Raw genomic sequence first — 20,659 nt, 5'->3', positions numbered from 1 at the left:
GACGCGCAGTATAGCGACAGGCCCAAGACCGGCAAAGCGCTGGCTGTGCCCGATGGTCACTGAAAGTGGGTAGAATGCGGTTTTTTTCCAGCTCGGGGGTGCGCTTTGCGCGAAATTGTCCTGATTAACATCACAGGTGAGGACCGTCCGGGTCTCACTGCAGCCATTACCGGTGTTCTGGCCCAGGGTGGTGTGAACATTCTCGACATCGGCCAGGCGGTGATTCACGACACGCTGTCGTTCGGCATCCTGGTGGAAATTCCCAGCACCGAGCAGGCCTCGTCCGTGCTCAAGGACATCCTGTTTACGGCGTATAAGCTCGATCAGCAGGTGCGTTTCACCCCGGTGTCCGAAGAGGATTACCAGAGCTGGGTGGCCGGCCAGGGCAAAAAACGCCACATCGTGACGCTGTTGACTCGCAAGGTGACGGCCGAGCAACTGCAGCGTGTCAGTTCGATCACGGCTCAGTACGGTTTGAATATCGACCATATTGACCGTCTGTCGGGTCGTATGCCGTTGGACACGCCGGCGGACAAGGGCAAGGGCTGCATTGAGTTCTCCGTACGCGGTGAGCCGGCAGATCCCCAGGCCCTGCGTGCCGAATTCCTGAGCGTTGCCCAGGAGCTGAATGTCGATATCGCCTTCCAGGAAGACTCGCTGTTCCGCCGCAATCGCCGCCTGGCGGTGTTCGACATGGACTCGACGCTGATCGAAGCCGAAGTCATCGACGAATTGGCCAAGGCTGCCGGTGTAGGTGAGCAAGTCTCGGAAATCACCGAGCGTGCCATGGCCGGTGAGCTGGATTTCCGTGCCAGCTTCAAGGAGCGCCTGGCGCTGCTCAAGGGCCTGGATGTGAGCGTACTGGACTCCATCGGCGCCTCGCTGCGCCTGACCGAAGGCGCCGAAACCCTGTTCGCCGAACTCAAGCGCCTGGGCTACAAGACCGCGATCCTGTCGGGCGGTTTCACCTACTTCGCCAAGCAATTGCAGGCCAAGCTGGGTATCGACTATGTGTTCGCCAACGAGCTGGAAGTGGTGGACGGCAAGGTGACGGGTGTGGCCGTGGAGCCGATTGTCGACGCACAGCGTAAGGCTGACCTGTTGCGGGAATTGGCACACAAGGAAGGGTTGCGTCTGGAGCAGACCATTGCGGTCGGCGACGGGGCAAATGACTTGCCGATGCTGGCGATTGCCGGGTTGGGTGTGGCGTTCCGGGCCAAGCCGCTGGTCAAGCAATCGGCCAAGCAGGCGATTTCGACTTTAGGGCTGGATGGCGTGTTGTACCTGTTGGGCTTTCGCGACCGCGACGGTCAACTTTAAACGACACAAAGCTTAAGGTCTGAACCGGATCAATGTGGGAGTCGGGCTTGCCCGCGATGCAGGCGCCTCGTTCTTTCAGAGGGACCGCGCCGATGCTATCGCAGGCAAGCCAGCTCCCACATTTTGATCTTCAATCGCCTTGAGTCAGGCTTTCGGCAAACCCATGCCCTGGCCCATCTGCACCGGCGTCCCCGCCTGCAGTGCTTCCGACCATTGAACCTGGTCCGGCCCAAACAGCACGATTGCCGTCGAACCCAGCTTGAAGCGCCCCAGTTCCGCACCTTTTTCCAGGTGGATCGGCCCACGGGCAGCTTCGTCATAACGGAAGGTTTTCAGCTCGCGTTTTGGCGGCGTTACCAAGCCTGCCCAAACCGTTTCAATCGATGCCACGATCATCGCGCCAACCAGAACCACGGCCATCGGGCCGCGTTCGGTGTCGAAAATGCAGGCAACACGCTCGTTACGCGCAAACAGTTCCGGCACATTTTCGGCGGTGGTCTGGTTCACCGAGAAGATTCGGCCAGGGATATAAACCATTTCCCGCAGGGTGCCGGCCAATGGCATATGCACCCGGTGGTAGTCCTTCGGCGACAGGTAAACAGTGGCGAAATCGCCGCCCATGAACGGCGCAGCCACCGCCGCATCGCCGCCCAGCAATTCCAGCACGCTGAAGCTGTGGCCCTTGGCCTGGAACACCCGGCCATGTTCAATCGGGCCCAACTGGCTGACCGCGCCATCGGCCGGGCTCAACACCGCGCCTGGGGTCTGATCCAGCGGCCGTGCACCGTCTTTCAACGCGCGGGTGAAGAAGGCGTTGAAGTGCTCGTAAGCGGTCACGTCTTCAACCAGGGCCTGGGACATGTCCACTTGATAACGCTTGGCAAACCAGCTGGTGAACGCATTCTTGAACCAGCGCACGCGGCATTCGGCAATGCAACCGGCCAGACGCGACAGCAGGTGGTGGGGCAGCAAGTACTGGCTGAGGATGAACAACTGCTTTTTCATTAACTGTCCTTAAACCTTAAATCTCAACGGGGGTGTCGGGGTGGTTGCCCCATTCGCCCCAGGAACCGGCATAACCTTTGACTCGCGGATAACCGAGCGCCTTGGCCACCAGGTAGGTGAAGCCAGAACGATGGTGAGTCTGGCAGTGGGTGATGATTTCTTTGTCGCGGGTCAGCCCGAGGTCTTCGAGGATCTGCGGCATGTCGCGGCGGATGCGCAGTTGGCGTGCCTTGTCCATGCCGGCGGTCCATTCGAAGTTCACCGCGCCCGGGATGTGTCCACCCTTGGCCGCGAGGACTTTCTCGCCGGAGTATTCCAGCGGGCCACGGGCGTCCCAGATGCCGAGGTCGGCAGCGCCGAGACGGCTTTGCAGGTATTCGCGGGTGGCGGTGGGTTCTTCATGCAACGTCAGGCTGACCGGGCCGCCGGCGCTGGCCGGTACCTCGGTGGACACTGGGTGTTTCTCTTCCAGCCACGCCAGCAGGCCGCCGTCGAGGTAGTGGTATTTCTTGTGGCCGATGACGTCGAGCATCCAGATGAATCGCCCGGCCCAGCCACCGCCTTCGTCGTCATACACCACGTAAGTGGCATCAGGGGTGTGACCCAGTTCGCCGAACAGCTTTTCAAGATCGGCCTTGCCCGGCAGCAGGCCCGGCGCTGGTGGCTGGCCCAGTTGAGTGCGTTTTGGATCAACGAAACGTGCGCCGGGGATATGCCCTTCGGCGTAACGCGCAGCGCTGGTGAGGTCCACCAGGATCAGGTGTTCGGCATCGAGGCGACCGAGCAGGTCACTGGCCTCGATGACCAGCGGCAAGCCAGAGAAGTCAGGCATGTGAGGTCTCCTGGGCATAAAAATTGGGCGCTAAGGGAGGGCGATTGTAGCGCAAGCGTCAGGCACTGCGGTTGGTAAAGCTGTGCAGGGCCTTTTCGATGCATTGGGCGGTTTTGCCGAAGGCCTGCACGGTGGTTTCCGAGAACGGCCCGCCGCCCTGGTCGGCCACCATCAGCATCACCACCCGGCCATTGCAGCTCAGGGAGCGCAGCAGCAGGTGTTCGCCCTTGAACAGGCGGCGCAGTTCCGGCGGCAGCAGTGCCGAGAACTGGGCGTGGTTGTCGGGGTTGAGGCGCACCTGGGCGGACTTGGCCAGCAGGCGTTGCAGCAGGGTGCTTTGCGCCACGTCGAGGCTCATGTGGTCGGCGTCCTTCGGCAGGCCGTCGACTTGATGCACACGTAGCGTGCTCAAGGTTTTGTCCGCCATCAGCAGCATCACCCGTTGCATGCCGCAGGCCACGAGGGCTTCCTTGGCGCAGGTGGTCAGGTGCATGGCATTGGCAAAGCGGCTCGGCTCTACGAGCAATTCGGTGCAGCGCTTGCGCCAGATCGCCAGGGACTCGGCGGTGGGCGGGGGGGCCGGCAGCAAACCGTGGTGAACGCGCTGCACATCCCATGGCCAGATCAACGACAGCGCCGGGTGCCACAGGTCGCGCATCAGGGTGCTGCGGGCGCTGATCGCCGCGTGTTGGTGGGACTGTTGCTGCACTTCGGCCAACGGTTGCTGCAGGTAAAGCGCAGTGAGGTATTGCCAGCGCTGGGTGTGCGGGCAGGTCCAGGACTCCTGCGCCGCCAGCGCCAGGCCGTTGGCCAACAGCACAGTGTTGGCCGGCTGGTTCAGCCAGCGACGCAGGTTCGGGTCGGCATCCAGCAACTGCTGTTGGCGCAACGGCTCGTCTTCACGGGCAATGCTCAGCGCCTTGACCAGCAAGCGTTGTTCGGTCAGCAGCAACGTATAACCCTGGGATACCCAGATCGGCAGGCGCCAGGTGTTGGTCAACCCCAGGCACAGGTCCAGCAGGCGTACGCCGAACAGCTCCTGTTCGACCGTACGGGCCGATTCGCCCTTGTGAATCACCCGCAGCTCCCATTCTTCCAGCAGCTTGGGATAGGCAATCGCCATCGGCCACAGCGGCGAAAGGAACAGCAGGCTGCCCCAGTGAATGTCTTGCCACAACCGCGCCAGGCGGCTGGCGAACAGGCCGCTGGCTTGTTGCGACGCGTGCTGGCTGATCATCTGCAGCTGGCGCAGGGCCACGGGGATCTCATTCAGCGGCACGGAAGGCAGGCGCCGCAGCAACTCCTCGGTGCGCTTGAGGCCGAGGCGATTGATCGCCACTTCGAGGTTTTCTGCCGGCTCCGCGAGGCTGCCGTGGGCCTGGTTGTTGGCCTCGCGCATCACGCTCAGCACCAGCGCCGGGCTGTTCTGCATCAGCTCTGCAATATCCCGCAACGAACTGCGGTTGTCGCCGATGGCCTTGCAAACCCGGTCGTGGCTCGCCTGTGGAACAGGCAACAGCACATCGTCCAGGCGCTTTATCCAAGCGGCGAGGGTGGCGGGTTTTTGAGTTGGGACTGTCGTTTCATTTGCCATGATTGGGGCGCGATCATCACTTGCGGTCAACACGCCCGGGACGGGCCGAACTGGTTTTTCGCCATAACGGGCTATAGTCTGGCGCAGATTTGCCGATAAGTAGAACAAGAGTTTTCAACTCTTGCGAATATGACCCTGAACCCGACGGCGCAAGTACTCATCCCCTATGGCTAAAATTATCGGCATCATCGTCGTCATCGCGAGCGTGCTCGGCGGATACGTCCTTTCCCACGGCAAGATTGCGGCGCTGATCCAGCCTTTCGAAGTGCTGATTATCGGCGGTGCGGCGTTCGGCGCATTCCTGCAGGCCAACCCCGGCTACATGACGATGCACGTGATCAAGAAGTCGCTGGGCATGTTCAGCTCGCGCTTCTCCCACACCTTCTACCTGGAAGTGCTGGGGCTGATCTACGAGATCCTCAACAAGAGCCGCCGCGAAGGCATGATGGCCATCGAAGGCGACATCGAGGACGCCGCGGCGAGCCCGATTTTCGCCAAGTACCCGGCCGTGCTCAAAGACGAGCGCATGACCGCCTACATCTGTGATTACCTGCGCATCATGTCGTCCGGCAACATGGCGCCCCATGAGCTGGAAGGCCTGTTCGACATGGAACTGTTCAGCCTCAAGGAAGAGCTGGAGCACCCATCCCACGCCGTGACCGGCATCGCCGACGGCATGCCCGGTTTCGGTATTGTTGCCGCGGTGCTTGGGATCGTGGTGACCATGGCCTCCCTCGGTGAAGGCGACCAGAAAGCCATCGGCATGCACGTAGGTGCGGCACTGGTAGGTACCTTCTTCGGTATTCTCGCGGCCTACGGTTTCTTCGGCCCGCTGGCCACGTCCCTGGCCCACGATGCCAAGGAAGAAGTGAATCTGTACGAAGCCATCAAGGCCTGCCTGGTGGCTTCGGCTTCCGGCATGCCGCCATCGTTGGCAGTGGAGTTCGGGCGCAAGGTTCTGTATCCGAAGCACCGTCCAAGCTTCGCTGAGCTGGAACAAGCGGTTCGCGGTCGCTAAGCCATGGAAAACAACCAGCCGATCATCATCAAGCGCGTCAAGCGCTTCGCTGCGGGGCACCATGGCGGCGCCTGGAAAATCGCCTTCGCCGACTTTGCGACGGCGATGATGGCGTTCTTCCTGGTGCTGTGGCTGATGTCCACTGCCACGCCGGAACAGAAGATCGCCATCGCCGGTTACTTCAAGGACCCCATCGGTTTCTCCGAGAGCGGCACGCCTTTTGTGATCGACCTCGGTGGTTCGCCGCAACTGGCGCCCGAGCGCACCATCAACCCGGAAATCAAGACCGACTCGCCCCAGGAAAAGATCCCGATCGAGCGCGACACCGTCGAGAGCATGGCCGAACAGGTCGAGCAGGAACGCCTGGAATTGCTGCTGCAGGAACTGCAAACCAAGGTTGAGGAAAACCCGCAACTGCTGAAGTTCAAGGACCAGATTTCCTTCGAGATCACCCCGGATGGCTTGCGCATCCAGATCACGGACGCCGCCAACCGGCCGATGTTCGATTCCGGCAGTGCACGCTTGAAGCCGTACTTTGAAGACATCCTGCTGGCCATGGCCGACACCATCAAGGCGGTGCCGAACAAGATCAGCATCAGCGGCCACACCGACGCCAAGCCGTATGCAGGCCAGGGCGACTTCGGCAACTGGGAGCTCTCGGCCAACCGGGCCAATGCCGCGCGTCGTGCACTGGTGGCCGGCAGCTATCCGGACCCGCAAGTGGCACGGGTGGTGGGGTTTGCTTCCTCGCAGCTGTTTGATCCCAAGGATCCGTTCAATCCGATCAACCGACGCATCGATATCGTCGTGCTGACCAAAAAGGCCCAGCGTGCAATTGAAGGTGACCCGCCTGCGACGCCACCGGTACCGACCCAGGGTGAAGGCGCGCCGGGCGAGGTGCCGGCAGACCCGAACGCACTGCCGCCGGAGCAGGAGCCGTTGCCGGCCCATGAGCTGCGGCAGAAGCTGAACCTGTTTGATGACGGCGGGATGAAAGACCCGACTCTGCCCGCCACGGGTTCATGAGGCCGTCAGACTCAATCGGTTGCTTCGACGATTAAAAAAGCCCCGGGTTCTCGGGGCTTTTTTCTGTCGGTTGTATCAGAGCGGGAGGTAGGCCTTCACACCGTCAATCACGCCTCGCATATCTTCCGCGCCCAAGCGCGGCACGAAATACTCTCGCCCAGTGGTCCTGGTCTTTCTGTGCAGTTTGTCCAGTCGTTCGAAACTGACCGTGTAGATCATGTCGCATTTCACCCACAGCGCTTTATAGCCATCGGTATGCAGCGGATTGGTTCGCAATAAATGGTGCCAGTCGTGCTGGATGTCAGGCGCTGTGGAGGAAATCGGGACCACTGTGCACAGTTTTCGGCTGTGGGTGACAGTCGGCGAGATCACAACGACTTTGCGGATCTTCAGCATTTCGGGCGCTACAAAGCCCCGAGTGAAGTCGCACAGAAGAACATCGCCTTGTTTGGGATGGTAGTAGAGAGGCAATCGTTGATTCCCCGGAAAAAGCAAAGCCGCCCGAAGGCGGCTTCATTCGACACGCAGTGGAGCTTGCTTCGCCCCTTCTGCGCCGCTGGATCAACCCCGAAAAGGATCCAGACTCCTGCCAGCTTGCGCTGGTGACGGAGCGAGTATGAGCATTGGGAAAATCGAATTCAAGCTGGCTTGCGTCATGGGCCGCCCAGTTGCAGCGGATTCTTGATGGCTGACTCGATTTAATCAATGGGGTCGGGGGTTCCGTGCCGTGCCTTATGTGTATCAAGGCATGGCACGGCACCGGTTTGCTGCTTAGTAACTGGTCTCGGGCAAGCTGGCGATGATCGAGCGATAGCTGTTCATTCGCTGCTGCTGCACGCGGCCGTCTTCCAGTGCCTTGAGCAGGGCGCAACCCGGCTCGCGGTCATGTTTGCAGTCGCGGAAGCGGCAGGTGCCGATCAAGTCGTTGAACTCGATAAAGCCCGCTTCAACATCGGCACGGCTCACATGGCCCAGGCCGAATTCACGAATGCCTGGGGAGTCGATCAGTTCACCGCCGCCCGGGAAGTGGAACAATCGCGCGGTGGTGGTGGTGTGGGTGCCCTGGCCGGACAGCTCCGACAGCGGGCCAACACGGGTTTCGACTTCCGGCAACAGGCTGTTGACCAGGGACGACTTGCCCACGCCCGACTGGCCGACGAACACGCTGATGCGCCCGTCCAGTTCAGTCTGTAACTGTTCCATGCCATTGCCGTGATGCGCCGAGACTTCCAGCACCGGGTAGCCGAGGGTGCGGTACACCGCCAGCAACGCGTTGAGCGCCGGGGCGTTCTGTTCGTCGATCAGGTCGAATTTGTTCAGCAGCAACAGCGGGCGAATGCCGGCGTGTTCGGCGGCTACCAGGTAGCGGTCGATCAGGTTGGCATGGGGTTCGGGCAGTGGCGCGAAGACAATGACGATCATGTCGACGTTGGCCGCTACCGGCTTGAGCTGGCCACGGCTGTCGGGGCGACGCAGTTCGGTGGTACGTGGCAGTTGGGCGACGATGACGCCGATGCCCTGGTTGCCGGCACGCCACACCACCCGGTCGCCGGTCACCAGCGCAGGCAGGTTGGCGCGCAGGTGGCAACGGAACACCTGGCCGGCGTGATCGCCTTCGGTGGCCTCGACTTCGACCTGCACACCGAAGTGCGCGATCACCAGGCCCGTTTGCTCTGGGCCCAGGTCGCCGCCCTCAAGCGCTTCCACGGCGGAGGATTCACGTTTGGCGGCGCGGGCAGCGCGTTCGCCCTGAATCTTTTCGATGCGCCAGTTTTGGCGACGGTTGAGCTGGCGTTTGGCCATTGGTGTTCCGTGTCGATAATGCAAAGGTTAGGTGAAACGGTCGCGAGTCTAGCACGCCCTGCCTGCTAAACTGCGCAGCTACGCCAAGGTGCCAAGGAACCACGACATGCAAAACCCACAGAACCTGATTTGGATCGATCTGGAAATGACCGGTCTGAACCCTGACACCGACGTCATCATCGAGATGGCGACCATTGTCACCGACAGCAACCTCAACACCTTGGCCGAAGGTCCGGTGATCGCCATTCACCACAGCGACGCGGTGCTGGCCACCATGGACGAGTGGAACACCCGCACCCACGGCAACTCGGGCCTGACCCAGCGTGTGCGCGACAGCCGCGTGAGCATGGCCGAGGCTGAAGCCGAAACCATCGCCTTCCTGGAAAAGTGGGTGCCCAAGGGCAAGTCGCCGATCTGCGGCAACAGCATTTGCCAGGACCGCCGCTTTCTCTATACCCACATGAAGGCGCTGGAAAGCTACTTCCACTACCGCAACCTGGACGTCTCGACCTTGAAGGAACTGGCCGCGCGCTGGGCGCCGGAAGTCAAAGACAGCTTCCACAAGGGCAGCACCCACCTGGCGCTGGACGATATTCGCGAGTCGATTGCCGAGCTGCAGCATTACCGCAAGCATTTCATCAAGTTCTAAAGCGGTAATACCTGAGCCCAGCGGGCTTTTGTGGCGAGGGGCTTGTCTGTGGCGAGGGGGCTTGTCCCCCGTTGGGCTGCGAAGCGGCCCTAAAATCTGACATCCCGATCTACCTGAAAACTCTATTGCCTTTAAAGGGGCTGCTTCGCACCCCAACGGGGGACAAGCCCCCTCGCCACAACTTTGCAAGGATCGCCATCATGCTGCTGATGCTCTACCTCATCGCCATCACCGCCGAAGCCATGACGGGTGCCTTGTCCGCCGGGCGGCGCGGGATGGACTGGTTCGGTGTGGTGCTGATCGCCTGCGTGACGGCGCTGGGCGGCGGTTCGGTGCGTGACGTGTTGCTCGGCCACTACCCGCTGACCTGGGTCAAACACCCGGAGTACCTGGTGCTGACCTCCGTCGCGGCCCTGGTGACCATCTTCATCGCTCCATTGATGCGCCACCTGCGCTCGCTGTTCCTCGCGCTGGACGCCGTGGGCCTGGTGGCCTTCACCCTGATCGGCAGCATGACCGCCCTGGAAATGGGCCACGGCATGCTGGTGGCGTCAGTCAGCGGTGTGATCACCGGGGTATTCGGCGGCATCCTGCGGGATATCTTCTGCAACGACATTCCGTTGATCTTCCGCCGCGAGCTGTACGCCAGCGTGTCGTTCCTGGCCGCCTGGTTCTACATGCTGTGCATCTACCTTGAGCTGCCAAGTGAGCAATCGATCCTGCTGACGCTGTTCAGCGGCTTTCTATTGCGCCTGCTGGCGATCCGTTTTCACTGGGAAATGCCCAAGTTCGTCTACAACGACGACGTGCACTGACGTTCGGCGTGCTGGTTCAGCGCCCATTCCACATGTTCGCGCACCAGTTCCGAGGGGTATTCCCGACGCGCCTTCAGCGCTTCCAGCACCGGAATGCTTGATGGCGCATTGCCCAGGCCCACCGCCAGGTTGCGCAGCCAGCGCTCATAGCCGGCGCGGCGCAGGGGAGAACCTTCGGTGCTGCTGAGGAATTTGTCCTCGTCCCACATAAACAACTCGGCGAGCTCTGCGTTATCCAGATTGTGCCGTGGCTTGAAATCGCCTTCGTCGGTAGGCCGCGCGAAACGATTCCACGGGCAAACGATCTGACAGTCATCGCAGCCGAATACCCGATTGCCGATCAGTGGGCGCAGTTCTTCGGGGATCGCGCTTTTCAGCTCGATGGTCAGGTAGGAAATGCAGCGCCGGGCGTCCAGCACGTAGGGCCCGACGAAGGCATTGGTAGGGCAGATATCCAGGCAGGCGGTGCAGCGGCCACAATGTTCGGTGGCGTGGGGGGGGTCGACCGGCAACGGCAGGTCGACAAACAGCTCGCTCAGGAAGAAGTAACTGCCCGCCTTGCGATTGAGTACCAGGGTGTTCTTGCCGATCCAGCCCAGCCCGGCCTGCTCGGCGATGGCTTTTTCCAGCACGGGGGCGCTGTCGACAAAGGCGCGGAAGCCGAACGGGCCGATTTGCGCCTGGATGCGGTCGGCCAGTTGCTGCACGCGCTTGCGGATCAGCTTGTGGTAGTCGCGGCCCAGGGCGTAGCGGGAGATGTAGGCTTTTTCGGGTTTGGCCAGCAGTTGGGCCATTTGGGTGTCGCCCGGCAAGTAGTCCATGCGCAGTGAGACCACGCGCAAGGTGCCGGGTACCAGCTCTTCCGGGTGTGAGCGCTTGCTGCCGTGGGCGCCCATGTAGTCCATTTCGCCGTGGTAGCCGGCGTCGAGCCAGCGTTGCAGGTGCTGTTCATGCTCGGCGAGGTCGAGGCCGCTGATGCCCACTTGTTGAAAGCCCAGCTCGCGGCCCCAGTCTTTGATCGATTGGGCGAGGGCGGGCAGGTCGTAGGTAATAGCAGGCATGAACAAGAGAAACCGCAGGTTAGATGCGTATAATTCTGCCAGACATCGGAGCTTGAAGACGCATGCCGCAGACAAAACACGAAATACCCGACGTTCAGCACCTGTTGCCCGGCCAATTGCCGCAACTCGCTGCGCGTTCCCCGGACGCCCATAAAGGCCAGTTCGGCCATGTATTGCTGATCGGCGGCGACCGGGGTTTTGGCGGCGCCGCCTTGCTCAGTGCTGAAAGTGCCCTGCGCAGTGGTGCCGGCATGGTTTCCCTGGCGACCCGTAGCGAACACGTCGGTGCGGCGCTGGCGCGGTTGCCGGAAGTGATGACGGTGGGCGTGCACTCGGCCAATCAATTGATGGGCCTGCTGGAAAAGATTTCCGTGATCGTCATCGGCCCGGGCCTGGGCGAGGTCTCCTGGGGCAAAAGCCTGCTGTCGGTAGCGGCCAATGCCAGGCAGCCGCAAGTCTGGGACGCCGATGCCTTGAACCTGCTGGCGGCGGGCAGCGTCAGCCTGCCGGCCAATTGCGTGATCACTCCGCATCCTGGCGAAGCGGCCCGCTTGATGGGTATTTCGACAGCCGAGGTTCAGGCCGACCGCCTTAACGTGGCGCGCGCCTTGAGTCAGAAATTCAATGCGGTGGCGATCCTCAAGGGCGCCGGCAGCTTGATCGCCAGCCCGGACGGTCGGGTTGCCCGCTGCGATCAGGGCCATCCTGCGATGGCGACCGCTGGCCTGGGCGATGTGTTGGCCGGCCTGGTCGGTGCTTTACTGGCGCAAGGCATGCCGGCATTTGATGCCGCCTGCCTGGCGGTCTGGCTGCATGCCACTGCCGGAGATCGCCAGGGTACCTACGGTCGCGGGCTGGCCGCCAGTGACCTGATTCCTGCCATTCGTCAGTTGCTGGAGGAGCAATCGCCGTGTCTGAAGTAGTTCTTTTCCTGCCTGATGAAGACGCCATGGTCGCCTTGGGCAACCGTATTGCCCGGGTCACTCAAGGCTCAGGGCTGATCTTTCTGGAAGGCGATCTCGGCGCCGGAAAAACCACCTTGTCCCGGGGCATCATTCGCGGGTTGGGACACGCGGGTGCTGTGAAAAGCCCTACGTTCACCTTGGTAGAACCCTACGAAATCGGTGACGTACGAGCGTTCCACTTCGACCTGTATCGCCTGGTGGACCCGGAAGAACTGGAATACATGGGCATTCGTGATTACTTCGATGAGGACGCCTTGTGCCTGATCGAGTGGCCAGATAAAGGCACAGGCTTTTTGCCAAAGCCGGACCTGACCATTACCATTACCCCGCATAAGCAAGGACGTCAGCTGAAGTTGTTGTCCCAGAGCGCGCGCGGCGAGTCGTGGTGCGCCGCCTTGGCATTGGAATTCAAATAATTGATGGGGTTAGGTATGCGCTTTCGCGCGTTGGTTACTGTCGTAGGGGTGTTGCTTGCGGCAATGACTTTCAATGCACTGGCGGCCTCACAGGTGAAAAGTGTTCGCCTGTGGCGGGCACCGGATAACACGCGACTGGTATTCGACCTGTCTGGCCCGGTTCAGCACAGCGTCTTCACCCTCACGGCGCCTGATCGCCTGGTGATTGATATCAACGGTGCGACCCTGGCCGCGCCGTTGAAAGTCGCCATGGCCAATACCCCGATTACCGCGATGCGCTCGGCCCAGCGTACGCCGACCGACCTGCGGGTGGTCATCGACCTGAAAAAGGCCGTGACCCCGAAAAGCTTCGTGCTGGCGCCCAACGCGCAGTATGGCAACCGGCTGGTGGTCGACCTGTTCGACAACGCCGCCGATGCCGCGCCGCCGCCTGCGCCAACTCCAAGCGTCGCGACGATACCTGCGGTGCCGGTCAACCAGTCGCAACCCCAGGTCAAATTGCCGCCGCTGCCACCGGCTCCGGCGGGCAAACGTGACATTATCGTGGTCATCGATGCCGGTCACGGCGGCGAAGACCCGGGTGCCTCGGGCTCGCGCGGCCAGCATGAAAAAGACGTGGTACTGGCCATCGCCCGTGAACTGCAGCGCCAGATCAATGGCATGAAAGGCTACCGCGCCGAGCTGACCCGGACCGGCGACTACTTTATTCCGCTGCGTGGCCGTACCGAAATCGCCCGCAAGAAGGGCGCCGACCTGTTCGTCTCGATCCACGCCGACGCCGCACCTTCGGCCGCGGCGTTTGGTGCCTCGGTGTTTGCCCTGTCTGATCGCGGCGCTACGTCCGAGACCGCCCGCTGGCTGGCGGACAGTGAAAACCGTTCCGACTTGATCGGCGGGGCTGGCAACGTATCCCTCGACGACAAGGACAAGATGCTCGCTGGCGTATTGCTCGATCTGTCGATGACTGCCTCGCTGACCTCCAGCCTGAACGTGGGGCAGAAAGTCCTGAGCAACATTGGTCGCGTCACCTCGCTGCACAAACAGCGCGTGGAACAGGCCGGGTTCATGGTGCTCAAGTCGCCGGATATTCCGTCGATCCTGGTGGAAACCGGGTTTATCTCCAACTCCAACGAAGCCTCGAAACTGGCCTCGGCCAGCCACCAGCAGGCGTTGGCGCGCTCCATCAGCGCCGGTGTTCGCCAGTTCTTCCAGCAGAACCCGCCGCCGGGCACTTATATAGCCTGGCTGCGTGACTCCGGGAAAATCGCCCAGGGCCCGCGTGACCATCGCGTGCAGCCGGGCGACACCCTGGCGATGCTGGCGGTGCGCTTCCAGGTGTCAGCGGCAACCTTGCGCAGTGCCAACAACCTCAAGACCGATGAATTGAAGGTCGGCCAGGTGTTGACCATCCCGGGCACTGAACTGGCGGCGCAATAATGAGCGAAACAGTCTTGAGCAATACCTCGCGCATCGAGCTGCTAAGCCCGCGTCTCGCCAACCAGATCGCGGCGGGTGAGGTGGTCGAGCGGCCAGCGTCGGTGATCAAGGAGTTGCTGGAAAACAGTATCGACTCCGGTGCCAGGCGCATTGATGTCGATGTTGAGCAGGGCGGCGTCAAGCTGCTGCGGGTGCGCGACGACGGCAGCGGGATTTCCTCCGATGACCTGCCGCTGGCCCTGGCCCGTCACGCCACCAGCAAGATTCGTGACCTGGAAGACCTGGAGCGGGTGATGAGCCTCGGGTTTCGTGGTGAGGCCCTGGCCTCCATCAGCTCCGTGGCTCGCCTGACCCTGACTTCCCGCACCCGCGACGCCGACCAGGCCTGGCAGGTTGAAACCGAAGGCCGCGACATGGCGCCCCGGGTCCAGCCGGCGGCACATCCGGTGGGCACCTCGGTGGAAGTACGCGACCTGTTCTTCAATACCCCGGCCCGGCGTAAATTCCTCAAGGCCGAAAAAACCGAATTCGATCACCTGCAGGAAGTCATCAAGCGCCTGGCCCTGGCTCGGTTTGATGTGGCTTTCCACCTGCGCCACAACGGCAAGACCATCCTCAGCCTGCACGAGGCCCATGATGATGCGGCCCGTGCGCGGCGTGTCTCGGCCATCTGCGGCGCGGGGTTCCTGGAGCAGGCGCTGCCGATCGAGATCGAGCGCAATGGCCTGCGGCTGTGGGGTTGGGTGGGTTTGCCGACTTTCTCCCGTAGCCAGGCGGACATGCAGTATTTCTTCGTGAATGGCCGGGCGGTGCGCGACAAGCTGGTGGCCCACGCGGTGCGCCAGGCGTATCGCGACGTGCTGTTCAACGGGCGGCATCCGACGTTTGTGCTGTTTTTCGAGGTCGATCCGTCGGTGGTCGACGTCAACGTGCACCCGACCAAGCACGAAGTGCGCTTCCGTGACGGTCGCATGGTCCACGACTTTCTTTACGGCACCCTGCACCGCGCCTTGGGCGATGTGCGGCCGGATGATCACCTGGCGGCGCCGATTGTCACGGCTGTTGTCCGTCCTTCAGGGCCGGAAGCCGGCGAGTTCGGGCCCCAGGGCGAAATGAGCCTGGCGGCCAACCTGCTGCAATCGCCGCAAGCCCAGCCGAGCTTTACCGCACCTGGTTCAGGCGCCGGCGCCGGTTATCAATACCAGTACACCCCGCGTCCGCAATCGGCGGTGCCGGTGGCCGAGGCCCAGGCGGCCTATCGCGAGTTTTTCGCGCCGCTGCCCGGCGCCGAGCCAGGCGCTGCCGCGTTGCCGGAAGGCCAGGGCGACGTGCCGCCGTTGGGTTACGCGCTGGCACAGCTCAAGGGTATCTATATTCTTGCGGAAAACGCCCATGGCCTGGTGCTGGTGGACATGCACGCCGCCCACGAGCGGATCATGTACGAGCGCCTGAAGATCGCCATGGCCAGCGAAGGCCTGAGCGGCCAGCCGCTGCTGGTGCCGGAATCCCTGGCGGTCAGCCAGCGGGAAGCGGATTGCGCCGAAGAGCACATCAGCGTGTTCCAGAAGCTGGGCTTTGAGCTGCAACGCCTGGGGCCGGAAACCCTGGCTATCCGCCAGATTCCGGCTTTGCTCAAGCAGGCAGAGGCCAACCGGCTGGTGGCCGACGTACTGGCAGACCTGATGGAATACGGCACCAGTGACCGGATCCAGGCCCACATCAATGAACTGCTCGGCACCATGGCCTGTCACGGCGCCATCCGCGCCAACCGCCGGCTGGCCTTGCCGGAAATGAACGGCCTGCTGCGGGACATGGAAAACACCGAGCGCAGCGGCCAGTGCAACCATGGCCGCCCGACCTGGACCCAGATGGGCCTGGACGACCTCGACAAACTGTTCTTGCGCGGCCGTTGATGAGTGCCTTGCCCCCCGCCATCTTCCTGATGGGCCCGACGGCCGCCGGCAAGACCGACCTGGCCATCGAGCTGACCAAGGTCTTGCCGTGCGAGTTGATCAGTGTCGACTCTGCACTGGTTTACCGGGACATGGACATCGGCACTGCCAAACCTTCAAAAGAGCTGCTGGCCCAGTATCCGCACCGGTTGATCGACATTATTGATCCCAGCGAGAGCTATTCGGCGGCGGATTTTCGCATCGATGCGCTGGCCGCCATGGCCGATATCACCGCGCGGGGCAAGATTCCGCTGCTGGTCGGCGGCACGATGCTCTACTACAAGGCCTTGCAGGAAGGTCTGGCTGATATGCCGCCAGCTGATCCACAGGTGCGCGCCGAACTTGAAGAAGAGGCTGCGCGCCTTGGCTGGCAGGCCTTGCACGATCAGTTGGCCATTGTGGATCCGGTTTCCGCCGCGCGAATTCATCCCAATGACCCCCAGCGCCTGACGCGAGCGTTGGAAGTCTGGCGGGTCAGTGGCCAGACCATGACTGAACACAGGCTGAAACAAACTGCGCAAAGTGCTGAAGCAGGCGCCTCGGGACACTCACAATTGCCCTATACTGTGGCGAATCTGGCCATCGCTCCGACGGATCGCCAGGTGCTGCATGAACGAATTGCACAAAGATTCACAATTATGTTGGAACAGGGGTTTGTGGAGGAGGTCGTAGCACTGCGTTCAAGAGGTGACCTGCATCCAGGGCTGCCTTCGATACGTGCTGTAGGCTACCGCCAAGTCTGGGATCATCTGGATGGCAAGCTGACGTCAGCCGAAATGCAGGAGCGCGGCATCATTGCCACGCGCCAATTGGCGAAGCGTCAGTTCACCTGGTTGCGCAGTTGGAGCGATTTGCACTGGCTGGACAGCCTGGACAGCGACAATCTGTCACGCGCCTTGAAATACTTGGGAACGGTCTCCATATTGAGCTGAGTCCTTGCAATTGCCGTCTATCCTTGGGGGTGTGACGGCCATGAGCTATCTATTTTCCGATTTTTATTATTGATCCTTAAAGGAGTGCGGCACATGTCAAAAGGGCATTCGCTACAAGACCCTTACTTGAATACTTTACGTAAAGAGAAAGTTGGGGTTTCCATCTATCTGGTCAACGGTATCAAGCTGCAAGGTACGATCGAGTCGTTCGACCAGTTCGTGATCCTGCTGAAAAACACCGTAAGCCAAATGGTTTACAAGCACGCTATCTCGACCGTAGTGCCGGTTCGTCCAATTCGTCTGCCTAGCGCAACCGAAGAACAGGGTGACGCCGAGCCTGCACCAGGTAACGCCTGATAGGAGTCTCCTTTGTTCTTTGAGCGCCACGGTGGTGGTGAGCGAGTAATCCTCGTTCACTTGGATGGACAGGACCCTGAGGCGCGCGAAGATCCGCAGGAGTTTCAGGAGTTGGCAAATTCGGCCGGCGCCGAGACCGTCGCGTTTTTTAACGTGCCGCGTCATCGGCCAACCGCCAAATTCCTGATCGGCAGCGGCAAGGTCGAGGAACTGCGCGACCTGGTCCACGCCGAAAAGGCCGATCTGGTGATTTTCAATCACATCCTCACGCCCAGTCAGGAACGTAACCTCGAACGAGTTTTCGAGTGTCGCGTGATCGACCGCACGGGTCTGATTCTCGATATTTTCGCTCAACGCGCCCGTACCCATGAAGGCAAGCTCCAGGTAGAACTGGCCCAGCTTGACCACATGAGCACCCGGCTGGTTCGTGGCTGGACTCACCTTGAGCGCCAGGGTGGCGGCATCGGCATGCGCGGCCCGGGTGAAACCCAGCTGGAAACCGACCGGCGTCTGCTGCGGGTGCGCCTGCGACAGATCAAGGGCCGCCTGGAGAAGGTGCGCAGCCAGCGCGAACAATCGCGACGTGGCCGTATGCGTGCGGATATCCCGACCGTTTCCCTGGTGGGCTATACCAACGCCGGCAAATCCACACTCTTCAACAACGTGACGAAATCGGACGTGTACGCGGCCGACCAACTGTTCGCGACCCTCGACCCGACCTTGCGCCGTCTGGAACTGGACGACCTGGGGCCGATTGTCCTGGCCGATACCGTGGGTTTCATTCGTCACTTGCCCCACAAGCTGGTCGAGGCATTTCGGTCTACGCTCGAAGAGTCGAGCAATTCCGACCTGCTGTTGCACGTGATCGATGCGGCCGAACCGGATCGCATGTTGCAGATTGAACAGGTCATGGTGGTGCTGGGCGAGATTGGTGCCCAGGACTTGCCGATCCTCGAGGTCTATAACAAACTCGATTTGCTTGAAGGCGTTGAGCCACAAATCCAGCGCGACGAAAACGGCAAGCCCCAGCGGGTCTGGCTGTCGGCGCGTGATGGCAGTGGCCTGGAATTGCTTGAACAAGCCATTGCCGAGCTGTTGGGCAGCGATTTGTTCGTCGGCACCTTGCGCTTGCCGCAGCGTTTTGCTCGACTGCGTGCACAGTTTTTCGAGCTGGGCGCGGTACAGAAAGAAGAACACGACGAAGAAGGTGTCAGCTTGCTGGCCGTTCGATTGCCGCGCTCGGAGCTGAATCGGCTGGTCAGCCGTGAAGGCGTTGTGCCGACAGAGTTCATCGAACAACACACTTTGCAATAAAAGCCTGAGAAAGCGGTTGTGCCGCTGTGACAGGCATTCTGTAGCATTGGTCGGCGCGCCGTGGGTGCGTCTTTGCTTTATCAGATGGAGAGCGCTATGGCTTGGAATGAGCCGGGTGGCAACTCGAATAATCAGGATCCTTGGGGTGGTAAACGCCGCAATAATGGCGACCGCAAGGGGCCACCAGATCTCGACGAGGCCTTCCGAAAGCTGCAGGAAAGCCTGAATGGGTTGTTCGGTGGTGGAAAAAAACGTGGTGGTGACGAAGGCGGTCGTACGAGCAAGGGCGGTGGTTACGGCCTGCTCGGCATCGGCCTCGTCGTGCTGGCGGCCGTCTGGCTGTACAGCGCCGTCTATGTGGTGGACGAGCAGGAGCAAGCCGTGGTGCTGCGCTTCGGCAAGTACTACGAGACTGTCGGCCCTGGCCTGAACATCTACTTCCCGCCGATCGACAAGAAGTACATGGAAAACGTCACGCGTGAGCGTGCCTACACCAAGCAGGGCCAGATGCTGACCGAAGACGAGAACATCGTCGAAGTGCCGCTGACCGTGCAGTACAAGATCAGCAACCTGCAGGACTTCGTGCTGAACGTCGACCAGCCGGAGATCAGCCTGCAACATGCGACCGAAAGCGCCCTGCGCCACGTGGTGGGTTCCACCGCAATGGACCAGGTGCTGACTGAAGGCCGTGAATTGATGGCCAGCGAAATCAAGGAGCGCCTGCAACGGTTCCTCGACACGTACCGCACCGGTATCACCGTGACCCAGGTCAACGTACAGAGCGCAGCGGCACCGCGTGAAGTGCAGGAAGCCTTCGATGACGTGATCCGTGCCCGTGAAGACGAGCAGCGTTCGCGCAACCAGGCTGAAACCTACGCCAACGGCGTGGTGCCGGAAGCCCGTGGCCAGGCCCAGCGCATCCTTGAGGATGCCAACGGTTACCGCGACGAAGTGGTCTCCCGCGCCAAGGGTGAGGCAGATCGTTTCACCAAGCTGGTGGCCGAGTACCGCAAGGCACCGGAAGTCACCCGTGAGCGTCTGTACCTGGACACCATGCAGGAAGTCTTCAGCAACACCAGCAAGGTTCTCGTGACCGGCAGCAAGGGCGGGCAGAACAATCTGCTGTACCTGCCGCTGGACAAGATGATCGAAGGTGGTCGTAGCAGCACCAGCGCACCGGCTACCGGTTCCAATGCTGCTGCCAACGAAGCGAGCGCCCGTGCGGCCGCTGACCTGCTGCAACAGCAAACACGTACCAGGGAGAGTCGTTGATGAGCAATAAATCGCTGACCGCCCTGATTGTGGGCGTCGTCGTGGTCATCGCTGCCTGGAACTGCTTCTATATCGTGTCTCAGACCGAGCGCGCGGTGTTGCTGCAATTCGGTCGCGTGGTCCAGGCGGATGTCCAGCCGGGCCTGCATGTGAAAGTCCCCTACGTCAACCAGGTGCGCAAGTTCGACGGCCGCCTGATGACCCTGGATGCACCGACACAACGCTTCCTGACCCTGGAAAAGAAAGCCGTGATGGTTGACGCCTACGCCAAGTGGCGCGTCAAGGATGCCGAGCGTTTCTATACCGCGACCTCCGGCCTCAAGCAGATTGCCGACGAGCGTTTGTCGCGCCGTCTGGAATCGGGCCTGCGTGACCAGTTTGGTAAGCGCACCCTGCACGAGGTGGTATCCGGTGAACGTGACGCGCTGATGGCGGACATCACGCGTTCGTTGAATGCGATGGCGGAAAAAGAGCTGGGCATCGAGGTGATCGATGTTCGGGTCAAGGCCATCGACCTTCCGAAGGAAGTGAACCGCAGCGTGTTCGAACGTATGAGCACCGAGCGTGAGCGCGAGGCTCGTGAGCACCGCGCCAAGGGTAACGAACTGGCAGAAGGGATCCGCGCGGATGCCGACCGTCAGCGTCGCGTACTGTTGGCTGAAGCCTATCGCGAGTCTGAAGAGGCCCGTGGTGATGGTGATGCTCAAGCCGCTTCGATCTACGCCAAGGCCTATGGCCAGGACCAGGAGTTCTACGCGTTCTACCGTAGCCTGCGCGCCTACCGTGAAAGCTTTGCGAACAAAACCGACGTCATGGTGCTGGACCCAAGTAGCGATTTCTTCCGCTACCTGGAAAAGTCCAAGTAACCCGCATGTAGTCTGAGAATCGCTC

The 20,659-nt window shown here is 61.3% G+C and carries 20 protein-coding genes; 14 read left to right on the top strand and 6 right to left on the bottom strand.

The window, feature by feature from the left end; all coding sequences use genetic code 11:
- Nucleotides 1-105 precede the first annotated feature (105 nt).
- The gene (gene serB, locus HX801_RS18715; RefSeq protein WP_003217536.1) at nucleotides 106-1,320 is read left to right on the top strand and encodes a phosphoserine phosphatase SerB; all 1,215 of its coding nucleotides are present in this window, start codon (nucleotides 106-108) and stop codon (nucleotides 1,318-1,320) included.
- A gap of 144 nt (nucleotides 1,321-1,464) precedes the next feature.
- On the opposite strand, the gene asd is transcribed toward serB, so the two are convergent.
- Genes asd through HX801_RS18700 form a run of 3 tightly spaced genes read right to left on the bottom strand, consistent with a single transcriptional unit; the run spans nucleotide 1,465 to nucleotide 4,751 of the window.
- Complete coding sequence (gene asd / locus HX801_RS18710; RefSeq protein ID WP_003217535.1) at nucleotides 1,465-2,325, bottom strand: archaetidylserine decarboxylase; 861 nt, start codon at nucleotides 2,323-2,325, stop codon at nucleotides 1,465-1,467.
- Nucleotides 2,326-2,341: 16 nt separating this feature from the next.
- Nucleotides 2,342-3,157: a rhodanese-like domain-containing protein gene (locus tag HX801_RS18705; RefSeq protein WP_102367974.1), complete on the bottom strand. Its 816-nt coding sequence runs from the start codon at nucleotides 3,155-3,157 to the stop codon at nucleotides 2,342-2,344.
- A 58-nt stretch (nucleotides 3,158-3,215) separates the two neighbouring features.
- A complete protein-coding gene (locus HX801_RS18700; RefSeq protein WP_003217533.1) occupies nucleotides 3,216-4,751 on the bottom strand; it encodes an HDOD domain-containing protein in 1,536 nt (511 codons plus the stop codon).
- A 166-nt stretch (nucleotides 4,752-4,917) separates the two neighbouring features.
- On the opposite strand from HX801_RS18700, the gene motA reads away from it, so the two are divergent.
- Together motA and motB are read left to right on the top strand one after the other, a co-directional pair.
- Nucleotides 4,918-5,769, top strand: a complete 852-nt coding sequence (gene motA, locus HX801_RS18695; protein WP_003217532.1) for a flagellar motor stator protein MotA — start codon at nucleotides 4,918-4,920, stop codon at nucleotides 5,767-5,769.
- A 3-nt stretch (nucleotides 5,770-5,772) separates the two neighbouring features.
- Nucleotides 5,773-6,795, top strand: a complete 1,023-nt coding sequence (gene motB, locus HX801_RS18690) for a flagellar motor protein MotB (protein ID WP_102367976.1) — start codon at nucleotides 5,773-5,775, stop codon at nucleotides 6,793-6,795.
- A gap of 75 nt (nucleotides 6,796-6,870) precedes the next feature.
- On the opposite strand, the gene HX801_RS18685 is transcribed toward motB, so the two are convergent.
- Nucleotides 6,871-7,266, bottom strand: a complete 396-nt coding sequence (locus HX801_RS18685) for a type II toxin-antitoxin system PemK/MazF family toxin (RefSeq protein ID WP_102370214.1) — start codon at nucleotides 7,264-7,266, stop codon at nucleotides 6,871-6,873.
- A gap of 300 nt (nucleotides 7,267-7,566) precedes the next feature.
- On the bottom strand, nucleotides 7,567-8,598 hold the full coding sequence (gene rsgA, locus HX801_RS18680) for a small ribosomal subunit biogenesis GTPase RsgA (protein WP_076018064.1): 1,032 nt from the start codon (nucleotides 8,596-8,598) through the stop codon (nucleotides 7,567-7,569).
- 106 nt (nucleotides 8,599-8,704) lie between these two features.
- Here rsgA and orn point away from each other — a divergent pair, with 106 nt between their 5' ends.
- Both orn and HX801_RS18670 read left to right on the top strand, forming a co-directional pair.
- On the top strand, nucleotides 8,705-9,247 hold the full coding sequence (gene orn, locus HX801_RS18675; protein ID WP_003217529.1) for an oligoribonuclease: 543 nt from the start codon (nucleotides 8,705-8,707) through the stop codon (nucleotides 9,245-9,247).
- A gap of 197 nt (nucleotides 9,248-9,444) precedes the next feature.
- Nucleotides 9,445-10,062, top strand: a complete 618-nt coding sequence (locus HX801_RS18670) for a trimeric intracellular cation channel family protein (RefSeq protein WP_172834585.1) — start codon at nucleotides 9,445-9,447, stop codon at nucleotides 10,060-10,062.
- On the opposite strand, the gene queG is transcribed toward HX801_RS18670, so the two are convergent.
- Nucleotides 10,041-11,123, bottom strand: coding sequence for a tRNA epoxyqueuosine(34) reductase QueG (gene queG, locus HX801_RS18665; RefSeq protein ID WP_003217527.1), 1,083 nt, complete (start codon nucleotides 11,121-11,123; stop codon nucleotides 10,041-10,043). The genes HX801_RS18670 and queG overlap by 22 nt on opposite strands.
- A gap of 62 nt (nucleotides 11,124-11,185) precedes the next feature.
- Between queG and HX801_RS18660 the strand changes: the two genes are divergently transcribed.
- The 9 genes from HX801_RS18660 to hflC all read left to right on the top strand — a co-directional run bounded on the left by HX801_RS18660 (nucleotide 11,186) and on the right by hflC (nucleotide 20,634).
- Nucleotides 11,186-12,046, top strand: a complete 861-nt coding sequence (locus HX801_RS18660) for an NAD(P)H-hydrate dehydratase (RefSeq protein WP_003217526.1) — start codon at nucleotides 11,186-11,188, stop codon at nucleotides 12,044-12,046.
- The gene (tsaE, locus tag HX801_RS18655; protein ID WP_003217524.1) at nucleotides 12,034-12,504 is read left to right on the top strand and encodes a tRNA (adenosine(37)-N6)-threonylcarbamoyltransferase complex ATPase subunit type 1 TsaE; all 471 of its coding nucleotides are present in this window, start codon (nucleotides 12,034-12,036) and stop codon (nucleotides 12,502-12,504) included. Before HX801_RS18660 ends, tsaE begins: the two co-directional genes overlap by 13 nt.
- Before the next feature lie 3 nt (nucleotides 12,505-12,507).
- Nucleotides 12,508-13,941: an N-acetylmuramoyl-L-alanine amidase gene (locus tag HX801_RS18650; RefSeq protein WP_202948682.1), complete on the top strand. Its 1,434-nt coding sequence runs from the start codon at nucleotides 12,508-12,510 to the stop codon at nucleotides 13,939-13,941.
- Nucleotides 13,942-13,955: 14 nt separating this feature from the next.
- On the top strand, nucleotides 13,956-15,854 hold the full coding sequence (mutL, locus tag HX801_RS18645; RefSeq protein ID WP_008439101.1) for a DNA mismatch repair endonuclease MutL: 1,899 nt from the start codon (nucleotides 13,956-13,958) through the stop codon (nucleotides 15,852-15,854).
- Nucleotides 15,854-16,825: a tRNA (adenosine(37)-N6)-dimethylallyltransferase MiaA gene (gene miaA / locus HX801_RS18640; RefSeq protein WP_003217518.1), complete on the top strand. Its 972-nt coding sequence runs from the start codon at nucleotides 15,854-15,856 to the stop codon at nucleotides 16,823-16,825. The genes mutL and miaA overlap by 1 nt, the downstream gene beginning before the upstream one ends.
- A gap of 93 nt (nucleotides 16,826-16,918) precedes the next feature.
- A complete protein-coding gene (hfq, locus tag HX801_RS18635) occupies nucleotides 16,919-17,182 on the top strand; it encodes an RNA chaperone Hfq (RefSeq protein ID WP_003217515.1) in 264 nt (87 codons plus the stop codon).
- Between the two features lie 12 nt (nucleotides 17,183-17,194).
- Complete coding sequence (gene hflX / locus HX801_RS18630; protein ID WP_003217514.1) at nucleotides 17,195-18,496, top strand: ribosome rescue GTPase HflX; 1,302 nt, start codon at nucleotides 17,195-17,197, stop codon at nucleotides 18,494-18,496.
- 96 nt (nucleotides 18,497-18,592) lie between these two features.
- Entirely contained in the window at nucleotides 18,593-19,768 is a 1,176-nt protein-coding gene (hflK, locus tag HX801_RS18625) for an FtsH protease activity modulator HflK (RefSeq protein WP_087692480.1), read from the top strand.
- Nucleotides 19,768-20,634: a protease modulator HflC gene (gene hflC / locus HX801_RS18620; RefSeq protein WP_003217510.1), complete on the top strand. Its 867-nt coding sequence runs from the start codon at nucleotides 19,768-19,770 to the stop codon at nucleotides 20,632-20,634. Before hflK ends, hflC begins: the two co-directional genes overlap by 1 nt.
- Nucleotides 20,635-20,659: the final 25 nt, after the last annotated feature.

It is taken from the genome of Pseudomonas sp. G1002 (assembly GCF_013385455.1).
Lineage (GTDB): Bacteria > Pseudomonadota > Gammaproteobacteria > Pseudomonadales > Pseudomonadaceae > Aquipseudomonas.
This window is presented reverse-complemented; position numbering and strand designations above follow the sequence as displayed.

Coding starts and splice junctions, on each gene's coding strand:
- orn (WP_003217529.1), top strand. CDS start 8,705: ATGCAAAACCCACAGAACCTGATTTGGATCGATCTGGAAATGACCGGT.
- asd (WP_003217535.1), bottom strand. CDS start 2,325: ATGAAAAAGCAGTTGTTCATCCTCAGCCAGTACTTGCTGCCCCACCAC.
- hflC (WP_003217510.1), top strand. CDS start 19,768: ATGAGCAATAAATCGCTGACCGCCCTGATTGTGGGCGTCGTCGTGGTC.
- motB (WP_102367976.1), top strand. CDS start 5,773: ATGGAAAACAACCAGCCGATCATCATCAAGCGCGTCAAGCGCTTCGCT.
- HX801_RS18700 (WP_003217533.1), bottom strand. CDS start 4,751: ATGGCAAATGAAACGACAGTCCCAACTCAAAAACCCGCCACCCTCGCC.
- rsgA (WP_076018064.1), bottom strand. CDS start 8,598: ATGGCCAAACGCCAGCTCAACCGTCGCCAAAACTGGCGCATCGAAAAG.
- HX801_RS18705 (WP_102367974.1), bottom strand. CDS start 3,157: ATGCCTGACTTCTCTGGCTTGCCGCTGGTCATCGAGGCCAGTGACCTG.
- hfq (WP_003217515.1), top strand. CDS start 16,919: ATGTCAAAAGGGCATTCGCTACAAGACCCTTACTTGAATACTTTACGT.
- HX801_RS18650 (WP_202948682.1), top strand. CDS start 12,508: ATGGGGTTAGGTATGCGCTTTCGCGCGTTGGTTACTGTCGTAGGGGTG.
- miaA (WP_003217518.1), top strand. CDS start 15,854: ATGAGTGCCTTGCCCCCCGCCATCTTCCTGATGGGCCCGACGGCCGCC.
- HX801_RS18660 (WP_003217526.1), top strand. CDS start 11,186: ATGCCGCAGACAAAACACGAAATACCCGACGTTCAGCACCTGTTGCCC.
- hflK (WP_087692480.1), top strand. CDS start 18,593: ATGGCTTGGAATGAGCCGGGTGGCAACTCGAATAATCAGGATCCTTGG.
- motA (WP_003217532.1), top strand. CDS start 4,918: ATGGCTAAAATTATCGGCATCATCGTCGTCATCGCGAGCGTGCTCGGC.
- queG (WP_003217527.1), bottom strand. CDS start 11,123: ATGCCTGCTATTACCTACGACCTGCCCGCCCTCGCCCAATCGATCAAA.